The following is a 20466-nucleotide window of genomic DNA, read 5'->3' on the forward strand; positions in this document are numbered from 1 at the left end:
GTGCGGCGGCAGATCAGCAAGGGAACAGCTTGCTCAAACAGCTGAGTTTTTTCTTGTAGGAACGTCGGGCTTGCAGCGCCTCTTCCAGCGTCACCGCGACGAAGCGGGCCTTCTGGTTGGGTTGCATCTGGCCGACCAGATCGAGGTCGGCGCTGATCACCGTGCCGATCATCGCGTAGCCGCCACCGGACACTGCATCGCGGTGCAGAATGATGGGCTCGAGCCCTGCCGGCACCTGGATAGAGCCGATCGGGTAGCAGCTGTCGACGATGTTCGAAGGATCGGAGCCGGCGCCGAACGGCTGCTCGCGAGGCTGGAAGCTCAGCGGGCTGCCACCCTTGAAGCGATAGCCGATGCGATCTGCCTCCGAGCCGACGGTCCAGGCTTCGGCGAAAAAGCTGTCCGCCGCCGCCAGGGTCAAGCGATCGTAGTACAGACCCGGCACCACCCGCAGGGTGATCTCCCCTCCCAGCGACTGTCGCAACGCCATGGGCAGACTCGCCCCGACACGCCCCTTGCCGCTGGCGGCGCCTATCGGCAGTTCATCGCCAATCACCAGCCTGCGCCCCTGAAAGCCACCCAGCGCCCCCAGCGCGTAGGTGGAACGACTGCCGAGCACCACCGGTACATCGATACCGCCGGCCACCGCCAGATAAGCCCGCGCGCCAGCCTTGGGAAAATCGAAACGCAGCACTTGTCCGGCCTTCACTTCGAAGGCGGTGTCCAAGTGCATGTCCACGCCATCGACTTTCGGCGTCATCTGCGCACCACATACCGCCACCAGGGCGTCATGCTGAAACTCCAGCTCCGGCCCCAGCAAGGTGCACTCCAGCGCCGCCGAATTGGCCGGGTTGCCCACCAACTGGTTGGCCGCGCTCAGGGCGTACTGGTCCAGTGCCCCGGAAGGCGGGATACCCAGATGGTAGTAGCCCTCGCGGCCGAGGTCCTGCACTGAGGTGGCCAGACCGGGTTTGAGTACCTTGATCATGCCAGCACCTCCTGCAGCGACTTGGGATAGCCGATCGGGTCGGCGAGGAACGCATCGAGCGAGAACTCCACTGGACGGATGCGCAGGTCGAAGCGCCCGGCTTCGACCTCGGCCACGGCGTGGTCATAGGCAGCACGGTCCATCGACTTGAACTGCACGATGTCGCCGGGACGGAAGAACACCATGTGTTCCTTCAGGTACCCCAGGTTCTGCTGCGGGTCGTAGATCGGTGCCGGAGTGACGCCGAACATCTGGTAGCCACCGGCGCCACGCACCGAGTAGATGCAACCGAAGCAGCCGCCATGGCCCAGGGTCAATTTCGGCGTGTCGGTACGCGGTCGCAGGTACTTGGGTACCTGCAACTGGCATTCGCGCTCGACCATCTGGAACATGAACGGCAGGCCCGCCACGAAGCCCACCATCGAAACGAACCACGGCGCGCCACTGTGGGCGGCGATGAACGCCTCGACGTCGGCCAGGCCGTTGATGCGCGCGGCGTACTCCAGATCCGTGGCGTTCGGGTCCTGGTGGCGGTCGCGAAAGCGCATCAGGGTTTCGTGGGTCCACGGATCGTTGTAGAGCACCGGGATTTCGATGATCCGGGTATGCAGGGTGCGCTCGGCCACGGCCTCGGCTTCGGCGCCCTTCACCGCTTCGAGCAGATCGGCCGGGGCGATGCGGTCCGGGTCGAAACGGATCTGGAACGAGGCGTTGGCCAGGCACACGTCGAGCACGCCATCGAGGGCCAAGCGCTCCACCGCACGGGTGACGGCCATGCCCTTGAAGAAGGCTTCAAGGGACATGCTGTCGCTGACTTCGGCAAACAGATGCTCGTCGGCGCCAAAGCTGTAGCGAATCGGACTGCTCATGCTGCACCTCCGCTGCGGCGCTCGGCCAGCCAGGTTTCCAAAGTGCCGGTGTGGAAATCGGCAGTGTGCAGCCAGGGTTGCTCCAGCAACTCGCCATGCAGAGACAAGGTGCTGGCCATGCCCGTGAGCGTGGTCTGCTCCACGGCCAGTCGCGCGCGGGCCAGGGCCTCGTCGCGATCGCTGCCATGGACGATCAGCTTGGCCAGCAGCGAGTCATAGTATGGCGGTACTCGGTAGCCTTCATACAGATGGCTGTCTACGCGCACGCCCTCGCCTTCCGGCCAGTTCAGCGCTTGCACAAGACCCGGGCTTGGGAAGAAATCCCGCGCCGGGTCTTCGGCGTTCAGGCGCATTTGCAGGGCCGCGCCGTTGAGCCGGATATCGCTTTGCTTGAGGCCCAGCGGTTCGCCGCCGGCGATGCGCAACATGGCCTGAACCAGATCAATGCCGGTGATTAGCTCGCTGACCGGGTGCTCCACCTGGATCCGCGTGTTCATCTCGATGAAGAAAAACTCTCCGGTGGCGTCGTCGTACAGATACTCAAGGGTGCCCGCGCCCTGATAGCCCAGGGCCTCGGTCAGGCGCACGGCACTCGCGCAGAGGGCCTCGCGCTGCTGCGCGTCGAGGACCGGCGACGGCGCTTCTTCGAAGATCTTCTGCCGACGGCGTTGCAGCGAACACTCGCGTTCGAACAAGTGCACCGCATGCTTGCCGTCGCCCAGCACCTGCACTTCGATGTGCCGGGCCTTGCCGATGAAGCGCTCCAGATACACCGCGCCGTTGCCGAAGGCGGCCTGGGCTTCGCGCTGGGAACGGGGGAATTCTTCGCTCAGTTGCTGCGGGTTTTCCGCCAGGCGAATCCCACGCCCGCCGCCACCGGCCGAGGCCTTGATCAGCAGCGGGAAGCCGACGGATTCGGCGGCTTTGCGCGCCGACTCCACATCGAACAGCTCATCCGTGGAGCCGGGCACCACCGGTACACCCGCGGCTTGCGCAGTGCGCCGGGCTTCGGCCTTGTCGCCCATGCGCCGGATGGTCTCGGGGCTTGGGCCGACGAAAATCGCCCCGGCGGCTTGCACCGCTTCGGCAAATTCGGCGTTCTCCGAGAGAAAGCCGTAGCCTGGGTGCACCGCGTTGGCCCCGGTGGCCTTCAGGGCACCGAGCAGCGCTTCGACATTGAGGTAGCTCTTGTCGGCGCGGGCCGGGCCGAGGATGTGCACTTCGTCGGCCATGCGTGCGGCCTGGGAGTCGACGTCTGCTTCGCTGCAGGCTGCCACAGTGGGAATACCCAGCGCTTGCGCGGCGCGGATGATCCGCACGGCAATCTCGCCGCGGTTGGCGATCAGCAATTTACGAATGCCTTGAGTCATGGTCGTGCCCTCACGCGTCTTCGAGTGTGGCGATGACCTGACCCGGCTCCACCGGATCACCGTCTTCGACCAGAAACGCGTCCAGACGCCCTGCCGTACCCGCGGTCAGTTCGGAAAACTGCTTCATGACCTCGATCAGGCCAATCACCGTATCGGCGCTGACGTTGGCACCGGCCTCGACGTAGTTCGGCGATTCCGGGGTGGCCTTGCGGTAGAAAGTCCCCGGCAACGGGGTGATGACTGTGTGCTGCGCCATGTCTGTTCCTCTTGGAATAGTTGTAGAAAGGCAGGCAAAAAATCTGTGTGTCGAGTAAGCCCTGGCGTCTGTGTGCCAGGTGTCTTCGGGTGCGTTATCGCGGTGCGCGCACCTGGATCCCCGCGCCATCGAGCGCATTACGGGTAGCCTCGACCAGTGCCAGGGCACCGGGTGTATCGCTGTGCAAGCAAATGGAGTCGAATTCGATCGCCAGGTCTTCACCCTCCACCGTGCGCACCACGCCTTCCTGACAGGCACGCAGTACCCGCGCAGCTACTTGCGCGGGGTCGTAGGCACGCACGTTGCGGGTGAAGACGATGGAGCCGCTGAGGTCGTATTCGCGGTCGGCGTAGAACTCGCGGATCACCGGTTGGCCCAGCTCCGTGGCGATACGCCAGATCGCCGAGTCGGGCATGCAATACAGCAGCAGCTCGGGCTCCAGGCGCTGCAGGTTTTCCACCAGCAAACGCGCCGCTTCCTCGTCCCGGGCCAGGTGCATGTACAGCGCGCCGTGGGGTTTGATGTGTTGCAGGGCTACGCCTTGAACCCGGGCGAGTTCACGCAGGGCGCCCAGCTGATAGAGCATGTCGTCCACCAGCTCCTGGGCCGGTGCATTGATGTGACGGCGGCCGAAACCGACCAGGTCGCGAAAGCCCGGATGGGCACCGACGGCCACGCCCAGGCGCTTGGCCTGCTCGACAGTGCGACGCATGGTGCCGGGATCGCCGGCATGGAAACCGGTGGCGATGTTGGCCGAGCTGATGAAGCCCATCAGTTCGTTGTCGACGCCGTCGCCGATAGTCCACGGACCGAAGCCTTCGCCCATGTCCGAATTGAAATCTACTGCCTGCATGACACTTGCTCCTGACGCTTGTGACTTCATGCAGAGCACGTTAAATTCCAGCCACCCCCTTGGGAAGATCAATTATCAGAGGGGATATCTTCTGAAAATCAGATACCTCATCAAGCGGAGTGTTCATGTCACTGACCCTGCGCCAGGTTCGCTATTTCGTCGCCACGGCCGAGATCGGGCAAATCTCCCAGGCTGCGATTCATTTGAATATTTCCCAGTCGGCGGTGACCACAGCGATCAAGGAGCTGGAGGGCATGCTCGGCACGCTACTGTTCCAGCGCTCGGCCCAGGGCATGAGCCTGACCGATGCCGGACGGCACTTTCTCAATCGGGCCTACGTGATCTTGCGCAGCGTCGACGATGCCCTTAACAGCCCACTGCCGGACGTTCGCGCCACCGGCCTGTTGCGGGTAGCGGCCAGTTACACGGTGATCGGCTACTTCCTGCCGCACCATCTGCAACGCCTGGAACACTGGCACCCGGACGTGGCCATCGAAGTGCACGAACGGGAGCGCCAGGCCATCGAGCAAGGCCTGCTGGAAGGCGAATTCGACATGGCGGTGGTGCTGACCTCGAACCTGACCCACCCGGACATCGTCTCGAAAACCCTGTTCAATTCCGAGCGCCGGCTGTGGCTGCCCAGCCATCACCCGCTGTGCGAACACTCGGCCGTGAGCCTTGCCGACGTCACACAGGAGCCCTTCATCCTGCTTACCGTCGACGAAGCCGAACAAAGCGCCATGCGCTACTGGGAACATGCCCGACAGCAGCCCAACGTGCGAATCCGCACCAGCTCCGTGGAAGCGGTGCGCAGCATGGTGGCCAACGGCAGCGGTGTGGCGATCCTCTCCGACCTGGTACACCGTCCGTGGTCGCTGGAGGGTAAACGCATCGAAACCGTGACCATCACCGACAAGGTCACCCCCATGAGCGTCGGCCTGGCCTGGCATCGCGAGCGGGAATTCAGCCCGGCGATGCACGCGTTCCACAATTACTTCCACGACGCGTTCCTGGCGCCGCAACAACTTTCCGCGCGGCGCTGAAAGCAAATCGGTTTCAATCCAGAGTCAACGGCCGCAAAACCACTTTGCCCACCTCGTACCGCTGCGGCCATTCAGGGTTGTAGATCGTGATTTTGCTGGTCAGCGCCTTGCATGGGCCATCCTTGGGCAGGTTAAAACGTTGTAATACGCCTCAAAGGCATCTGCCGCCAAGCAAACGAGAACGGACCTCTAATGACCTCGCGCCACCTGATCAGGCAATGTTCCCAGGCTCGCGAGAAAAACTTCGGTATCTCGATTGGACCGCAGGCAGACCACGCGACAACCCGACGGTGCCCTTGTCACGAGTTGCTTCATCTTCTCCCTGGCCGACTTTTTCGTCCGCCACATGAACCTGAAGAACTCCGGCAGGTTGGCCAGCAGTTCCGGGCAGTCGTCCGGCAAGTCAGGCCGTGAACGACCGCGGTTGAGCGTCGTTCTGCAGAACACGCGCCAGAAGCGAAGCGCCGCCGACCGATCGATCCATATCAACATATCTGCGCGGGCCAGACGGTTGCTCCAGGTGGTCGAATGCCCGCCTTCGAAGATCCAGCGCTCACGGGCCTCGACCTCACGGCAAAGACGCGTCTTCTCGTCAGGGCTTCGCTCAACCCACCCTGGCTGCCAGTGAATCGTGTCGATATGCACGACCGGCAAGCCTGTCTGCTCGCCAAGCTTGCGCGCCAAGGTACTTTTCCCAGACCCAGGCTGGCCAACGATCATCACCCGTTGCATTGAAGCTCCCTCTCGCCATGCCTGCTGATTTTTGGGGGCGCGATTGTACGGCAATGGCTAGTTCGGTCAACTGCAAGCGCACTCGCGCTTTCAGCGGCCGCAAAGATTAGCGAAAGCTGCTGGGGTATTACCGAAGCCCTCGGTCACCCCATAGTGGGTGTCTTACCTTCTTGGGCGCCCCCCGCTGGCTTCTTCCAGGCACAGCCAACGATCATCCTGGTGCAGGGTTGCGAAAACACGGTGCGCGAGATCTCGGCGATTCGCGCCTGCGCATTCAGCACGGCGTTCAAACGCATTTTAGCCATTACTCGAGCCAACATCGCCGCTGGGCGGTGAACCTCGCCATGGAGAAACACCCCTGCATGATGCCGTGCAGGGGCAATGGCTCATTCGTTGAACCTACTTCAAGCGCCGACTCCCAGTGTCATCGGGGAAGCTCACGGCCAACCGGAACACCTGCCAGAAGTGGCTCGCACGCACATATCGCCGCGTCATGATGGGGTAATAAGGCTTGCTCCGGCAGATTCACGACCGTACCGATCCAAGGGTCCTCGACGGCCGTGCGAAGCCCGGCAAGGGTTTCGACGACGGCTAGACCGCAGAACGGTCCCATCAACGGGTCATAGCCACCCTCGTGCACGGCCACAACCCGCGATCTACACACCTCATCGGCCAGGCCCATCACCAGTGCGGTCAGTTCCCGATAGGCTTCGGAGTGCAACAGCTGACGCCCGAAGGGATCCATCGCCGCCGAGTCGAAGCCGCTCGCGATCACAATGAGGTCCGGCCGGAAGCGGCGGATTGCCGGGAGAACCACACGCTCGAACGCCCCCACGTAGGCACCTCGCCCGGACCCTGCTGGAAGCGGAATATTCAGGTTAGCGCCCAGGCCTGCGCCGGTGCCGATGTCATCGACCTTCCCACGCCCGATGGGGTACAGATTGTCCTGATGCAGGGAGATCGTCATTACCGACGGGTCGTCGTAGAACAGGGTCTCGGTACCATTGCCGTGATGAACATCCCAGTCGATAACCGCAACCCGCTCCACTTCGCCCGTGTGCTGAAGATGGCGAATGCCGACCGCCGTGTTGTGGAAGATGCAGTAACCCATGCCCTGGCCCGCAAGCGCGTGATGCCCTGGTGGCCGGATGAGTGCGTAGGCGTTGCTCACTGTGCCCGCCACGACCGCCTTGAACGCCGCGATAACTGCCCCTGCCGCGAGCCTAGCGACGTCTGCCGAATTAGGTCCCACAGGTGTTTCGCCATCGCCCGCATCGCTCCACGCAGGGCCGACCGGGTTGAGAATTCGATCAACATAGGCCGGCGTATGCACCCGCAGCAGGTCGGCCTCCGAGGCCGGGCTGAAGGGCAACGCAACAAGGTTTTTCTCAAGGCCGCTGCGTTTGACCAAGCTTGCGAAGCGGCGTTTTGTATCGCCCTTCTCCGGGTGGTCGATCGGCTCCTGCCAAGGCAGGCTCCAGGCCCGGGTATCGTGCGTGGTAAAGCGTTCGTCCCAAATCCAGCCGGTTGTTTTCATATTCATCGCTCGCTGACTTGTTGTTCCTTGTCCACCAGGCGACGTTCGTTGCCCAGATCAAGGGTTCGAGAAGTAAGAAGATAAAGTGCGCTGGCAGCCACCAGGCCCACGAACATCGAGAGGTCGATTTCACCCATTTGCCGGGCGACCCATCCGGTGTAAGGCGCAGTGACAAAGAACGGCACCATCACCGCCAGCGCGCCGATATATGCGACATTTCCTTGCCACCCCCATCGCCCGTAGATACCCGCGGGATTAAACAGTTCGCGGATCGAGTAGCAGCCTTTGCGTACCAGGTAGAAGTCCACCAGATTGATAGCCGTCCAGGGAGTAAATAGGTAGGCAAGGAATACAAGGACATTTCCGTAAAACACGTTGAACCGATCCTCGCCGACCATTGCCGCTATTCCCCACACCGACAGCGTCATCGCAACAATCGTGACAGCTCGCATTGCCAGCGACGGCCGCACTCGGCGGAAGCAGTCGACGATCGAGATCAGGGTCAGGCTGCCGCCATAGGCATTGAGCGCCATCACCACCAGCAGGCCAACGAATAGCAGCGCGACCGCAAGCCGCCCGCCCCCCGCGAACAAGCTGTCGCCACCATTCGCGATCGCCATGATCACCGTGGCGCCGGGCGTGGCCGCCGCGAGCAGCGAGCCCAGGCCGATCACCCACAGCGCCGATATCGCCGACGGCAGGTAGGTCCACAGGAACGAGGAGCGCGTGGAAATGCTGGGGGCCAGGTAACGGGAGTAATCCGACACATAAGGCGCCCAGCCAAGCTGGAAGCCCGCCACGATGACAAAAGTGGTGGCGAAGGCATGCCATTCGATGGGGCCTGGCTCGAACGCCCCCGCGGGAATCGCGCTTCGGGCCACCGCGGCGAAGGTCAGTACCACGATGGTCAATCCGAGCGGCACGACCAGGAAGCGGTTGACCCGGTGGATCCAGCGGTAGCCATACAACGCTAGCGTGCCCGCGAACAGTACCGCGATCGGGAACCCCCAGGCGGTTGGAATTCCCAGCAGAAAATGCAGGCTTGACCCCGCCAGGATGGCATCGGCGACGTTGTAGTTGAAGTAGTTGACGAGGGCGAAGACCCAGACGGTGATCGCGGCGCCGAAGAAGCCGAACTGCGCGCGGGATTGAACCAACTGCGGAAGTCCTAATTGCGGTCCCTGCGAGGAATGTAGCGCCATGAACAGCGTGCCGAACAGTGAGCCGCACACAGTCGCGACCAACGTCCAGAATAATGGCCCTCCCAGCGCCAGCGTGGTAACGCCGGTCGCCATTGCGGTCAGGTTGATGTTGGCAACGATCCAGACTGCCCCTAGGTGTCGCACGCTGCCGTGACGCTCAGACACCGGTACGAAATCTACGGAGCGCCGTTCCGCACCGTCGGTTCGGGCCTGCGCAACCGCAGGCCTCACCGAGGCACTTTGCCCATTGGATGTCATTCTCATGTTCTTGTTTTCCTGGTTGAGATTGATCATGCGTGCATCTTTGATAGTGCGTTTATCGATCGCTCGGTGGTATCCCTCATGGGTCGATGGCAATACTGGGATTCACACCTTGGCTCAACCGGCGACCATCGCCAGCGGTTGCCCCTTGGCATTGGCCAGCAGTGCGGCGGCCAGCCGATCGCGTTCGCGGGCGTAATCGCGGGAGATCTCCCGGCCACGCTGCCGGGTGGCCCATTGCGGGTCGGCCAGCAATGCGGCCCCTTGCGCTTCGGGCAGCTGACGGCCGCGGATCAGGTCGGACAACCGTTCGGCCAGCACCAGGGTGGGGGCCTGCAAGTCGCCTGCGGTGGCCGCCGGCATAAGGGAGGCGTCTACCACGCGCAGCCCGTCGACACCGCGGACCCTGCCATCCGGGAAGGTCACCGCAGCATCGTCGCTGCCCATGCGACAGGTCCCGCAAGGGTGGTAGGCGCTTTCAAGCTTTTGCTTGAGAAATGCATCGATAGCGGCATCATCCTGCACGGCCGCGCCCGGCGCCAATTCCCGGCCCCGATAGGGCGCAAAGGCCGGCTGGGCGAAAATCTCCCGGGTCAGGCGCACGCAGGCCCTGAATTCCGCCCAATCGTCGGGGTGAGTCATGTAATTGAAGCGTACCCGCGGCAGGCTCTGTGGGAGGGTGTCGCGCAGCCTGACCCAACCCCGGCTTTTCGAGCGTTTGGTGCCCACGTGCACCTGGAACCCATGTCCTTTGGCGAGCGTCTGCCCATCATAGGAGATGGCCAGCGGGAGGAAGTGAAACTGGATGTCCGGATAAACGATGCCCGCCCGGCTGCGAATATGCCCGCCGCTCTCGAAATGGTTGGTGGCCCCAAGCCCGCGCCGGGTGGCGAGCCACTCGATGCCGATCTTCGCCTTGCCTAGCAGGCTCTGGGTGGGGAACAGACTGACCGGCTGGGTGCACTCCATTTGCAGGTAGAGTTCCATGTGGTCCATCAGGTTCTCGCCTACTTCGGGGGCGTCGTGGATCACGGGGATGCCATGCTGCGCCAGCTCTTGCGCCGGGCCGATGCCTGAGCGTTTGAGGATCACCGGGGACATAATGGCACCCGCCGACAAAATCACCTCTCGCGAGGCCATGGCCCTGGCGAGCTTGCCGCCCACCGAAAACACCACCCCGGTGGCTCGCTGGCCCATGAACATCACCCGGTCCACCAGGCCGCCTTTGATCACGCGCACATTGCCGCGGGCGATGGCCGGCCGCAGGTAGGCAACCGCAGCGCTCATCCGACGCCCGTCACCGACGTTCATCTCCATCGGTCCGAAGCCTTCATGCTGGCGGCTGTTCATGTTGTCGGTCACGGCGTAGCCCGCTTCGTTGCCCGCTCTGACGAAGGCCTGATACAGCGGATTGGTCTGAAGCCCCCGGGTAATTCGCATTGGGCCCTGAGTGCCGCGCAACAGCCCACCGCCTTCGACATTTTCCAGGCGCTGGAAATACGGAAGCACGTTCGACCAGCGCCAGCCCTCGGCCCCCAACGCTTCCCATAGTTCATAGTCCATGGGGTTGCCTCGAACCCAGCACATGCCGTTGATCGACGAGGAGCCGCCTAGGCCCTTGCCACGCGGCAGGTTCACCTGCCGGCCATCCAAGCCGGGCTCCGGCTCGGTTTTCATGCCCCAATTGAAGCGTTTGGTGTTCATCGGGATCGACAACGCCGCCGGCATCGACACGATGACTGAGTTGTCGCTGCCACCGGCTTCGATCACCAGTATCTGCACGCCCGGGTTTTCGCCAAGGCGGTTAGCCAGTACACACCCGGCGGCACCGGCGCCGACGATGATGTAGTCATAGCGCCCTTCGTCATGCGCGCTGGAAAACGAGGTTTGCTCAGAAGTCGACATGGTACAAGTTTCCACCGTCGTGAAGCTGGAGACAGGCCCACCCGCAGTGCGCGGGAATGCCCGCGCAACGTCCAGGGTTTGGGTCGAGTTAAAGACGTGGCGGTTTGCCTGGGCGGGCTAGCCGACGATCACGTAGAACTTGCGCATCGGCACTGGCTGACGCCAGATACCACGAAAGCCTTTGGGTACCAGGAAGCAATCGCCTGGAGCATAGGTTTCGCAGAAGCCCTCTCCCTCAAGCGTGACCTCGCCCTCCAGCACCACCATGAATTCGTCGGCCGGATAGCTTTCGTAGTGTTCGGTATACGGTTCGCAACGCCAGATACCTGATTTCACCAGCGGCTCGCTGCGGCTGAAGTAGGCATGATCAAGGCCCATCGGCCGGCCTTCGATCAGTTCGGCATGTTCAAGGGCTTGGTTCGGCAACCGCTGCCAGCCAGCGGGACCAATAGAAGAAAAGCGGATCGGAAGAAGCATGATGAAGCCTCGGATTTGCGCGTTGAGATTGACATTCAGGCTAGGGTCGGGCTCCCATACAGACAAGTGACAAGATTTCTGCCTGAGTCACCTCAGGTTACGGAGCCTCCCCTTTTGAGAAAGCACCAGTCCCTTACCGCGCTCCGTGCCTTCGAGGCCGTTGCCCGGCTAAACAGCATCTCCTGCGCCGCACAGGAGCTGAATGTCACGCGCCCCGCTGTGTCCAAGCAGGTCACTCAGCTGGAGAGCGACATGGGCTGCCCGCTGCTACTGCGCACAGGCAATATCATCCGCCTGACAGCGGCCGGGCGCGAGTTGTTCATTGCCCTGCAGCAAGCTTTCGAGCTGATTCAGCTCACCACCGATACCATAAGCCGCCGTGCACGCCAGGGCGAACAGCTCCGGGTGCTGGTATGCCGCGATTTCGCCTCGAGCTGGCTGGCCGGCCAGGTGGGAAAATTCCTGGTCGCCAACCCCGGCATCTCCGTGGAAATCACTGCGGAGAAGAACGCGACCTTCCGTCTCGACGAAGACTTCGATTTCCGTATCTTTTATGGCATGCACGGCGCCAAGGTCGGCGGCGGACTGGAAGCCTCTGAGCTATGCCGCTGGATCGACCTGCTGGTCTGCACCCGCGATTTCGCCCAGACGTACTTGTGCGAAGACCGCAAGCCTTGCAATGCGCCGTACCTGATCGATGCAAATTACGACATCTGGGACGAGTGGTGCGCCCTGACCGGGCTCGACCCCGGCGGCCCACGGCGCCGGCAGACAACGTTCAACGAAACCACCCTGTGCCTGTCTGTCGCGGCATCCGGGGGTGGCCTGACGATCGGCGACAGCTTCCTGGCCATGCCTGCCATCCGCGCAGGCGAGCTTATCGTGCCCTACCCACTTGGCCTGGTCAGCGCTCAGAACTACACCCTCTTCAAACCCAAAAGACCAAGTTCTCCCGCAAGTCAGAAGTTTGAAATCTGGTTGCGTGAAGCAATAGAAAGCTATCAAGTGGCGGTACGCCAAGCGCTGACTGAACAGGGCATTCAGATCATGGAACGTCACGAAGCGCGCATGACATGAATATTTTCTCGTCAAAGTCCAACGGTCCAGCCTCCCATCTTATACATGCCATACCTTGTCTGAGGTGGTTGCTTCAATGGGGCAAGTAATCTTTGACGTAGCGCACTGTCTTTTCCAAAGCTCGCGCCATGTCGGGATGTGTCAACCGATACTTCAGTTCCAATTGCCTGCTATGGCTCATATCAAAGCGTTGCGTCTGAATAAAATTCAATGACTCGGCGCTGATCGCGAATCGGGCCGCCAGTCCGGGAATTGTCAAAAGCCATCTCAGCAACCCTATCGCTACATGGCGGCGGGGTGCCTTGATCTTCAGCGTTTTCGCTATCTGCCCTAGCAGCCCCTGCAAGTTCGGTGTGTGCTCATAGAGTGCCAGGACCTGCTGGTTGGCCATCGAGGGGTCGAACGCCGCGCAAGTCATCATTGTCACCAGGTAATCGACGCTGACCAATGGCAACCAGTGCCTGGTGGAACCGGGAACAGCTTTGAACCGGCCTTGTGCCAGGTTTCGAATGAGTTCGGCCAAAGGTTGTCCTTCCAGAATGTGCCCACTCTCGCTGTGGCCACACACCGTAGCAGGATGAACGATTGTGTAATCCGCGCCCGCTTCCTGCATGTAACGGATGACCGCAAAATGGGACTCGAGCTTGCTGCCTTCGTAGCCACCTGCACGGCCGTAGACCACGGGCCAGTTCGTGTTATCAGGGCACTCATTGTCAACCCCGATACTGGCAAGGTGGCCAAGGTTTTGCAGCATGAAGCCACCCACCATCAGCAAGCGGATGCGCTGGCTCGCCGCAAGCCTGGCGACTCTCAGCGCCCCTTGCACATTGACTTCGCGGGCGCGCTCCATTGTCAGCCCCCAGGAAAATTGCGCCGCGAGGTGGAAGACCACAGAGGCCGAAGACACGCGCTGCTCGTCTGCCTCGCTGAGTCCAAGCCCCTCTCTGCTGATATCGCCCTCAACGGCATGGATACAGGCAGGGTTACCGCCCAGTCGGCCTACCTGCTCCCTGAGGCGCTCGATGTTTGCAGGGGTGCGCATAAGCACCCAGGTCTTGTGCCCTGTCGCGGTAAGACGAGCCAGTAAATGTTGACCTACAAACCCACTGCCGCCTGTGACGAAACATTCCACGCTCATGCCTGAATCCTTGTTTGGATGATGGGCCCAGGCTAAGGTGTAGAGCCTGCTCTACAGTCAAGGAATTTTTACTGTGAACATTGGAGAGTTGGAGCGCCGCAGTGGCATTGGCCGCCATGCATTGCGCTATTACGAACAACTCGGGCTTATCGTGGCCCATCGACAGGCCAACAACTATCGCAGCTACGGCGATCAGACCGTTGTTGATCTGGCCTTCATTCAGAGTGCCCAGGGCGTGGGCTTTTCACTCGCCGAGATTGGCGACATTCTTGCTGCCAGGCGGGGTAATACGATCAATTGCGCGCAAGGCGCGGCCTTGGTCGCCAGCAAGATGGCCGAAATTCAGACGAAAATAACCACCTTGCAAGCCACGTATGTTTTTCTGGAAGCAGAGCGTGTGAAGCTTGAAGCCAGTGCCATTGCCCTCGGACAGACCATTCCTCACCTTCCTGTACTTGGGCGTGCCGCAACGCAATAGTTCCCGGCTCAACCGTTCAGCGTGGCCCCGCAACCTGGCGGGCCTGCTGGCCGATTACTGCCGATGCAGAATGGCTGCCTGGGTCGGAAGCGGCCATCCACGGCCAGCAGCTTTCCAATCATAGCGGTCGGTCACGGTCTATCTTTTAAGGCTTGACTCAGATTGATCAGGTCCCTGATGCATGAACGCTCTCTGGATCGCACTGGCCATTTTTGGGTGCTTGGTTGCCGCCTCGCTGCTCATGATGCTGTGGTACCCAAAGCTAGCATCCCACCACAGGGATGAAGACACAAATACAGTAATTCGCCTGGTAGCTAACATTTTTGTGGTGATGACATCACTGGTCTTTGGCTTGATGATCAATTCTGCCAAAAATACCTTCGAGTCCATTGATGCAAACTTCCATGGGTATGCAACCAGCATGATCATTTTTGATCGGACACTGCGGGGCTATGGCGATTCGGCCCAGGAGACTCGCAACCGACTGATCATCTATCTTGAGCACGCTATCGCGACGCCGTACCGGGGGGACGAGGCGCTGCAACATCGTAACAGCGAAGCAGCTAAATACCTGGATGACATAGGAAAATCTTTGGCCGTTATTAAGCCGCCGGACCGTTACCATGAAACGATGCTGCAGGATATTCGTCAGCAATATCATTCGCTCATCGAGCAACGCTGGAGGATCGTCGAGCAGTCAGAGGGGGCAATTCCCGGCCCGCTTGTCGGGATGCTTGCTGCTTGGTTGACGCTCATTTTCGCCAGTTTTGGATACCGCGCGCCCCATAATTCGATGGTAATAGCGATGTTCATCATTTCTTCATTGCTTATTTCGGCTTCCGTGTACCTCGTATTGGACATGGACGTGCCATTTCACGGCCCTATCCAGATATCCGACGAGCCTCTGCGCAGGGCGCTCGCCGTCATGCAGCTTTAAGGGAGCGGGGGCGCTTGCGTTCTGGGTGGTGACCTCGTGGCGGCATGGCTTTTCGCGAGCCTGTCGAAGCGCGATACGATCCGGCGATTCTCTTTCAGCCAGCCCGGCGATGGGGCGCAAAGCGGCCAATACCACTAAGCATAGGTGCGGTGGATAGCCGCAGGCATCTGCAATCCAGTACGCCAAGCACCGAAATACAAGGCTTCAAGAAACTCACCTCTCATCTGATATGGTTTTTATCTCAATACCTGGGCCTGTGCTGAAAACAGATCGAGGGCCATAGTGCCCTGGCCTGATCGAGGCCTGATGAGCGACGAACCATGAGCGACAGAATCCCCTTCCGAGTCATCGAGATTGCCCCCACCACCCACAAGAGCAAAAGCCAGGTGGCCGGTGGCATTCATACACGCAGTTTCACCGGCTTCTACCGCAACCTGCGGATCGCCTTCGCCGGGTTGCTGTTCGTGCTGTTCTTCGGTACCGCCTGGTTGCAATGGGGCGACCGCCAGGCCGTGCTCTGGGACCTGGCCGACAGCAAGTTCCATATCTTCGGCGCGACCTTCTGGCCGCAGGACTTCATCCTGCTGTCGGCGCTGCTGATCATCTGCGCCTTCGGCCTGTTCGCCATCACCGTGTTCGCCGGGCGCGTGTGGTGCGGCTACAGCTGCCCGCAAAGCACCTGGACCTGGCTGTTCATGTGGTGCGAGAAGATCGCCGAGGGCGACCGCAACCAGCGCATCAAGCTGGCCGCCGCGCCGTGGGGCGCGGAGAAGATCGCCCGTCGCGGCCTCAAGCATGGCCTGTGGCTGGCCATCGGCGTGCTCACCGGGCTGACCTTCGTCGGCTACTTCACGCCGATCCGCCCGCTGGCTACCGAACTGTTCACCTTCGAGCTGGGTGGGGTAGCCTTGTTCTGGGTGCTGTTCTTCACCGCCGCCACCTATCTCAATGCCGGCTGGCTGCGCGAAGCGGTGTGCATGCACATGTGCCCCTATGCACGGTTCCAGAGCGTGATGTTCGACAAGGACACCCTGGCGGTGGCCTACGACCCCAGCCGCGGTGAAGCCCGTGGCCCGCGCAAGAAAGGCAGCGACGCGCGCAGCCAGGGCCTGGGCGACTGCATCGACTGCACCCTGTGCGTGCAGGTGTGCCCCACCGGCATCGATATCCGCGAAGGCCTGCAAATGGCCTGCATCGGCTGCGCCGCCTGCATCGACGCCTGCGACGGGGTGATGGACAAGATGGGCTATGCGCGCGGCCTGATCGGCTACAAGTCCGAACACAACCTGCAAGGCGGCAAGACCCACTGGCTGCGCCCTCGCCTGCTCGGCTACGCCGCCGCGCTGACGGTGATGATCGGCGCCCTGGTGGTCGCCCTGCAGATGCGCCCGATGGTATCGATGGACGTGATCAAGGACCGTGGCCTGTTCCGCGAGAACGCCTTGGGCCAGATCGAGAACATCTACCTGCTCAAGATCATCAACAAGACCCAGGAACCCCAGCACTATCGTCTGCGCCTGGTTGACGCCGACGGCTTCGAGCTGCACGGCCGCACCGAATTCACCCTGGCCTCCGGCGAGATGAGCGAACTGCCGGTGTCGGTGGCGATGCTTGCCGATCGCCCGACCAGCAGCTCCCAGGAACTGACCTTCGAGATCCAGGACAGCGACCAGCCGGGGATCCGCAGCACTGCGCACAGCCGTTTCGTCGCGCCGATGAATCGCTGATCCCTTACACTGACACTCACCTTGCCTGCCAAAAACACAATGAAACGCTACGAACGATTCGCCGACGACATTGCCGAACTGATCCGCTCCGGGGTGCTCGGCCCCGGCCAGCGGGTGCCCTCGGTGCGCTACGCCAGCCAGACCCACGGGGTCAGCCCGTCCACCGTGTTCCAGGCCTACTACCTGCTGGAACGCCGCGGCTTGATCCGCGCGCGGCCGCGCTCTGGCTACTTCGTCAACGCCCACGCGCCGCGGCCGTTCTGCGAGCCGCAACCCCAGGCGCCGGCCAGCGAGTCCACCGATGTGGATGTGAGCGGCCTGGTGTTCTCGATCCTCGACTCGATCAAGGACCCGCACACCGTGCCGTTCGGCTCGGCCTTCCCCAGCCCGAGCCTGTTCCCGCTGCAGCGCCTGTCCCGTTCGCTGGCCAGCGCCAGCCGGGCCATGGACCCACGCATGGTGGTCACCGACCTGTCGCCGGGCAACCCGCAACTGCGTCGGCAGATCGCCCTGCGCTACATGGTCGGCGGGCTGATGCTGCCGATGGAAGAGCTGCTGATCACCAACGGCGCGCTGGAGGCCTTGAACCTGTGCCTGCAGGCCGTGACCCAGCCCGGTGACCTGGTGGCCATCGAGGCACCGGCCTTCTATGCCTGCCTGCAGGTGCTCGAGCGCCTCAAGCTCAAGGCGGTGGAAATCCCGTTGCACCCGCGCGAGGGCATGGACCTCGGCGTGCTGGCCCAGACCCTGGACAAGCACCCGGTCAAGGCCGTGTGGTGCATGACCAACTTCCAGAACCCGGTGGGCGCGAGCATGCCGGAGGCCAAGAAGCAGGAACTGGTCGAGCTGCTGCGCCGCCACCAGGTGCCGCTGATCGAGGACGACGTCTACGCCGAGCTGTACTACTCGCAGCAGGCGCCGAAGCCGGCCAAGGCCTTCGACACCGAAGGGCTGGTGATGCATTGCGGCTCGTTCGCCAAGAGCCTGGCCCCGGGCTATCGCATCGGCTGGGTCGCGGCCGGGCGCTTTGCGCAGAAGATCGAGCGGCTCAAGCTGATGACCTCGCTGTGCGCCTCGATGCCGGCCCAGGCGGCGATCGCCGACTACCTGCAGCACGGTGGCTACGATCGCCACCTGCGCAAGCTGCGCTACGCGCTGGAGGGCCAGCAGGCCAACATGCTCGCCGCCATCGCCCGCCATTTCCCGGCGCAGACCCGGGTCAGCCAGCCTTCCGGCGGCTACTTCCTGTGGCTGGAACTGCCCGAACAGATGGACGCGCTGAAGCTGTTCCACATGGCGCTGGCCCAGGGTATCAGCATCGCACCGGGGCCGATCTTTTCGCCGACCCGGCGCTTCGGCAACTGCATCCGCCTGAACTATGGCAGCCCCTGGGGCGATGGCGCGGAGCAGGCCATGGAAACCTTGGGGCGGATCGTGCGTTCGTTCTGACGCCGTGGCAGGTACAGGCCGACGCGGCTATAGTTTCGCGATCCGCTGCCCGGTACCTGCCCATGCTCAATGCCCCTGCCCCCTCCTGCGCACAGTTGAACGCGCGCATCGCCGAGCTCGAGGCTCAACTTGCCCAGCATGAGCTCGAACGCACCTGCTTCGCATTGCTGCGCAGCCATATGGCCGAGGGCTTCTGCGTGCTGGAGCTGCTGGACGGGCCCGAAGGACCGCTGAGCGACTATCGCTACATCCTCAGCAACGATGCCTGCATCCAGCACACCGCGCATGCCAAGCAGATGGGGCAGACGGTGCGTGAACTCATCCCGGCCGAAGCCGATGCCTGGGTGCCTCGCTTCGCCGAGGTGGTGCGCACTGGCAGCCCAGCCTGCTTCGAGCAGCGCTTGAACGCCACCGATCGCTTGCTGTCCATTACCGCCTACCCCCTCGGCCCGGCGGGCGACCGACGGGTGGCGGTGCTGTTCACCGGAGCCCCGGCCAACGAACGTCTCACCCATGCCATGCTCGATCGCGCCCAGCAGCGCGTTGACGAAGCACAGGTCAACAACAAGCTGCTTGGTGAGTTGGTCGACCATAGCCTGGCCAACGTATTCGCCGCCGACTGCAGCCTGCGCCTGATCGCCATCAACCGGACCGCGTGCGAAACCTTCGAACGGCTGCACGGTTTCACGCCCAAGGTGGGCGATTCCATTTCGCGGATCCTGGCCGACAAGCCGGACATCCTGCACTGTCTCGAGCCGGTGTGGCCGAGGGTGCTGGCGGGCGAGCCATTCACTCACACCATCACCCTCGGCCAACCTGAGGCGCAGCGGCACTACGACATGCGCTACAACCCATTACGTGATGCGCAGGGGCGGATTCAGGGCGGCTACCTGTTTGCCTACGACATCACTGAACGGGTGCGGGAGCAGGAGCACCTGCGCCAGACCGAGGAGGCCTTGCGTCAATCGCAGAAAATGGAGGCTATAGGTCAGCTCACCGGTGGCATTGCCCATGATTTCAATAATCTCCTGGGTGGCATCCTCGGCGCCCTGGAGCTCGCCGACAAACGACTGGATCAGGGACGCGGCCAGGACTGTCGCCACATGCTGGGCATCGTCCAGCAAAACGCCTCGCGCGCCAGCTCGCTGGTCCAACGCCTGCTGGCGTTCGCCCGTCAGCAGACGCTCACGCCACAGACCGTGGATGTGCACCACCTGGTGGCTGGCATGCATGACCTGATTCACAGCACCCTGGACGCGAGCATCGGCTTTGTCGATGCGACGCTGGCCGGGCAATGGACAGTGCGCGTGGACCCACCGCAACTGGAAAACGCCTTGCTGAACCTATGCATCAACGCCCGGGATGCCATGACCAGAGGCGGCACACTGCGTATCAGTTGCCAGGATCATTCACTCGCCCCGACCCAGGCCGCCAGCTTGCAACTCGCGCCTGGCGACTACCTTCAGATCGTGGTGGAAGATACCGGCTGCGGCATGTCCGACGACATTGCCTCCCGCGCCATCGAGCCGTTCTTCACCACCAAGCCCCTCGGCCAGGGCACAGGCCTGGGCTTGTCCATGGCCTACGGGTTGATGCGCCAGTCCGGCGGGCACTTGAGCATTGACAGCACTCCCCAGGGCGGCACGCGCGTCAGCCTGTACCTGCCCCGTGAACAGCGTACCGAGGTGCCGCTCGCGTCCTTCGACCCTCGTACCGCAATACAGCCACCACGCAACGTTGGCCTCGACATTCTGTTGGTCGAAGACCAGCCAACCCTGCGCATGGTGATCCGCGAGGTATTGGAAGAGCGAGGGCATCGGCTACAAGTCTTCGACGAAGGCAATGCCGCCATGCAGGCGCTGGGGCAGGCTACCCGCCCAGCATTGCTGATTGTCGATATCGGACTACCCGGTAGCGTCGATGGCTACCAGGTTGCCAACGCTTATCGCGCAAGCAACGAGCACGCCCCCGTGCTCTTCATCACCGGCTACGATGGTGACCTGGACAGTGACCGGCTGACGACATCCAACCTGACGGCCCTGCTGCACAAGCCCTTTGAGCTGGCGTTGCTGATCGCCCGGGTCGACCAATTGCTCAGTAGCGCCAGCCAGGCACCTGGCACGGTGTAACGCAAAACAGCTACAGTGCCCTGCCACTTCACTGGAAG

18 protein-coding genes are annotated in these 20466 nt (G+C 62.2%); 7 read left to right on the forward strand and 11 right to left on the reverse strand.

Annotation, left to right across the window (positions count from 1 at the left end; all coding sequences use genetic code 11):
• Positions 1–13: 13 nt before the first annotated feature.
• From AC3WL2_RS12350 to AC3WL2_RS12370, 5 genes are all read right to left on the reverse strand, one after another.
• Entirely contained in the window at positions 14–988 is a 975-nt protein-coding gene (locus AC3WL2_RS12350; RefSeq protein WP_102682421.1) for a 5-oxoprolinase subunit C family protein, read from the reverse strand.
• Complete coding sequence (locus tag AC3WL2_RS12355; protein WP_102682420.1) at positions 985–1857, reverse strand: 5-oxoprolinase subunit B family protein; 873 nt, start codon at positions 1855–1857, stop codon at positions 985–987. The genes AC3WL2_RS12350 and AC3WL2_RS12355 overlap by 4 nt, the downstream gene beginning before the upstream one ends.
• Positions 1854–3227, reverse strand: coding sequence for an acetyl-CoA carboxylase biotin carboxylase subunit (locus AC3WL2_RS12360; protein ID WP_102682419.1), 1374 nt, complete (start codon positions 3225–3227; stop codon positions 1854–1856). The genes AC3WL2_RS12355 and AC3WL2_RS12360 overlap by 4 nt, the downstream gene beginning before the upstream one ends.
• Positions 3228–3237: 10 nt before the next feature.
• Entirely contained in the window at positions 3238–3483 is a 246-nt protein-coding gene (locus tag AC3WL2_RS12365; protein ID WP_023629552.1) for an acetyl-CoA carboxylase, read from the reverse strand.
• Between the two features lie 94 nt (positions 3484–3577).
• On the reverse strand, positions 3578–4336 hold the full coding sequence (locus AC3WL2_RS12370) for a 5-oxoprolinase subunit PxpA (RefSeq protein ID WP_046855293.1): 759 nt from the start codon (positions 4334–4336) through the stop codon (positions 3578–3580).
• A gap of 125 nt (positions 4337–4461) precedes the next feature.
• Between AC3WL2_RS12370 and AC3WL2_RS12375 the strand changes: the two genes are divergently transcribed.
• On the forward strand, positions 4462–5379 hold the full coding sequence (locus AC3WL2_RS12375) for a LysR family transcriptional regulator (protein WP_102682418.1): 918 nt from the start codon (positions 4462–4464) through the stop codon (positions 5377–5379).
• Between the two features lie 189 nt (positions 5380–5568).
• On the opposite strand, the gene AC3WL2_RS12380 is transcribed toward AC3WL2_RS12375, so the two are convergent.
• The 5 genes from AC3WL2_RS12380 to AC3WL2_RS12400 all read right to left on the reverse strand — a co-directional run bounded on the left by AC3WL2_RS12380 (position 5569) and on the right by AC3WL2_RS12400 (position 11493).
• The gene (locus AC3WL2_RS12380) at positions 5569–6111 is read right to left on the reverse strand and encodes an AAA family ATPase (protein WP_102682417.1); all 543 of its coding nucleotides are present in this window, start codon (positions 6109–6111) and stop codon (positions 5569–5571) included.
• A gap of 424 nt (positions 6112–6535) precedes the next feature.
• The gene (locus tag AC3WL2_RS12385; RefSeq protein ID WP_102682416.1) at positions 6536–7654 is read right to left on the reverse strand and encodes a class II histone deacetylase; all 1119 of its coding nucleotides are present in this window, start codon (positions 7652–7654) and stop codon (positions 6536–6538) included.
• On the reverse strand, positions 7651–9144 hold the full coding sequence (locus AC3WL2_RS12390) for a purine-cytosine permease family protein (protein WP_232967937.1): 1494 nt from the start codon (positions 9142–9144) through the stop codon (positions 7651–7653). Before AC3WL2_RS12390 ends, AC3WL2_RS12385 begins: the two co-directional genes overlap by 4 nt.
• Before the next feature lie 84 nt (positions 9145–9228).
• The gene (locus AC3WL2_RS12395) at positions 9229–11016 is read right to left on the reverse strand and encodes a choline dehydrogenase (protein WP_102682415.1); all 1788 of its coding nucleotides are present in this window, start codon (positions 11014–11016) and stop codon (positions 9229–9231) included.
• Positions 11017–11133: 117 nt separating this feature from the next.
• The gene (locus AC3WL2_RS12400) at positions 11134–11493 is read right to left on the reverse strand and encodes a cupin domain-containing protein (RefSeq protein WP_102682414.1); all 360 of its coding nucleotides are present in this window, start codon (positions 11491–11493) and stop codon (positions 11134–11136) included.
• Between the two features lie 114 nt (positions 11494–11607).
• Between AC3WL2_RS12400 and AC3WL2_RS12405 the strand changes: the two genes are divergently transcribed.
• Positions 11608–12570 carry a LysR family transcriptional regulator gene (locus tag AC3WL2_RS12405; protein WP_102682413.1) on the forward strand — a complete coding sequence of 321 codons (963 nt, stop codon included), beginning with the start codon at positions 11608–11610 and terminating at the stop codon, positions 12568–12570.
• A 73-nt stretch (positions 12571–12643) separates the two neighbouring features.
• Here the strand turns inward: AC3WL2_RS12405 and AC3WL2_RS12410 are convergent, their stop codons facing one another.
• Positions 12644–13708 (reverse strand): SDR family oxidoreductase, encoded by a 1065-nt coding sequence (locus AC3WL2_RS12410; RefSeq protein ID WP_102682412.1) that lies wholly within the window; start codon positions 13706–13708, stop codon positions 12644–12646.
• A 73-nt stretch (positions 13709–13781) separates the two neighbouring features.
• Here AC3WL2_RS12410 and AC3WL2_RS12415 point away from each other — a divergent pair, with 73 nt between their 5' ends.
• The 5 genes from AC3WL2_RS12415 to AC3WL2_RS12435 all read left to right on the forward strand — a co-directional run bounded on the left by AC3WL2_RS12415 (position 13782) and on the right by AC3WL2_RS12435 (position 20428).
• A complete protein-coding gene (locus AC3WL2_RS12415; protein ID WP_102682411.1) occupies positions 13782–14186 on the forward strand; it encodes a MerR family transcriptional regulator in 405 nt (134 codons plus the stop codon).
• Positions 14187–14367: 181 nt separating this feature from the next.
• Positions 14368–15123: a bestrophin-like domain gene (locus AC3WL2_RS12420; protein ID WP_102682410.1), complete on the forward strand. Its 756-nt coding sequence runs from the start codon at positions 14368–14370 to the stop codon at positions 15121–15123.
• Between the two features lie 320 nt (positions 15124–15443).
• The gene (gene ccoG / locus AC3WL2_RS12425) at positions 15444–16850 is read left to right on the forward strand and encodes a cytochrome c oxidase accessory protein CcoG (protein ID WP_102682409.1); all 1407 of its coding nucleotides are present in this window, start codon (positions 15444–15446) and stop codon (positions 16848–16850) included.
• A gap of 39 nt (positions 16851–16889) precedes the next feature.
• Positions 16890–18299: a GntR family transcriptional regulator MpaR gene (mapR, locus tag AC3WL2_RS12430; protein ID WP_102682408.1), complete on the forward strand. Its 1410-nt coding sequence runs from the start codon at positions 16890–16892 to the stop codon at positions 18297–18299.
• Between the two features lie 62 nt (positions 18300–18361).
• Complete coding sequence (locus AC3WL2_RS12435; protein WP_256582570.1) at positions 18362–20428, forward strand: PAS domain-containing sensor histidine kinase; 2067 nt, start codon at positions 18362–18364, stop codon at positions 20426–20428.
• The last annotated feature ends 38 nt before the right edge of the window (positions 20429–20466 follow it).

Source organism: Pseudomonas sp. FW305-96, from assembly GCF_058783825.1.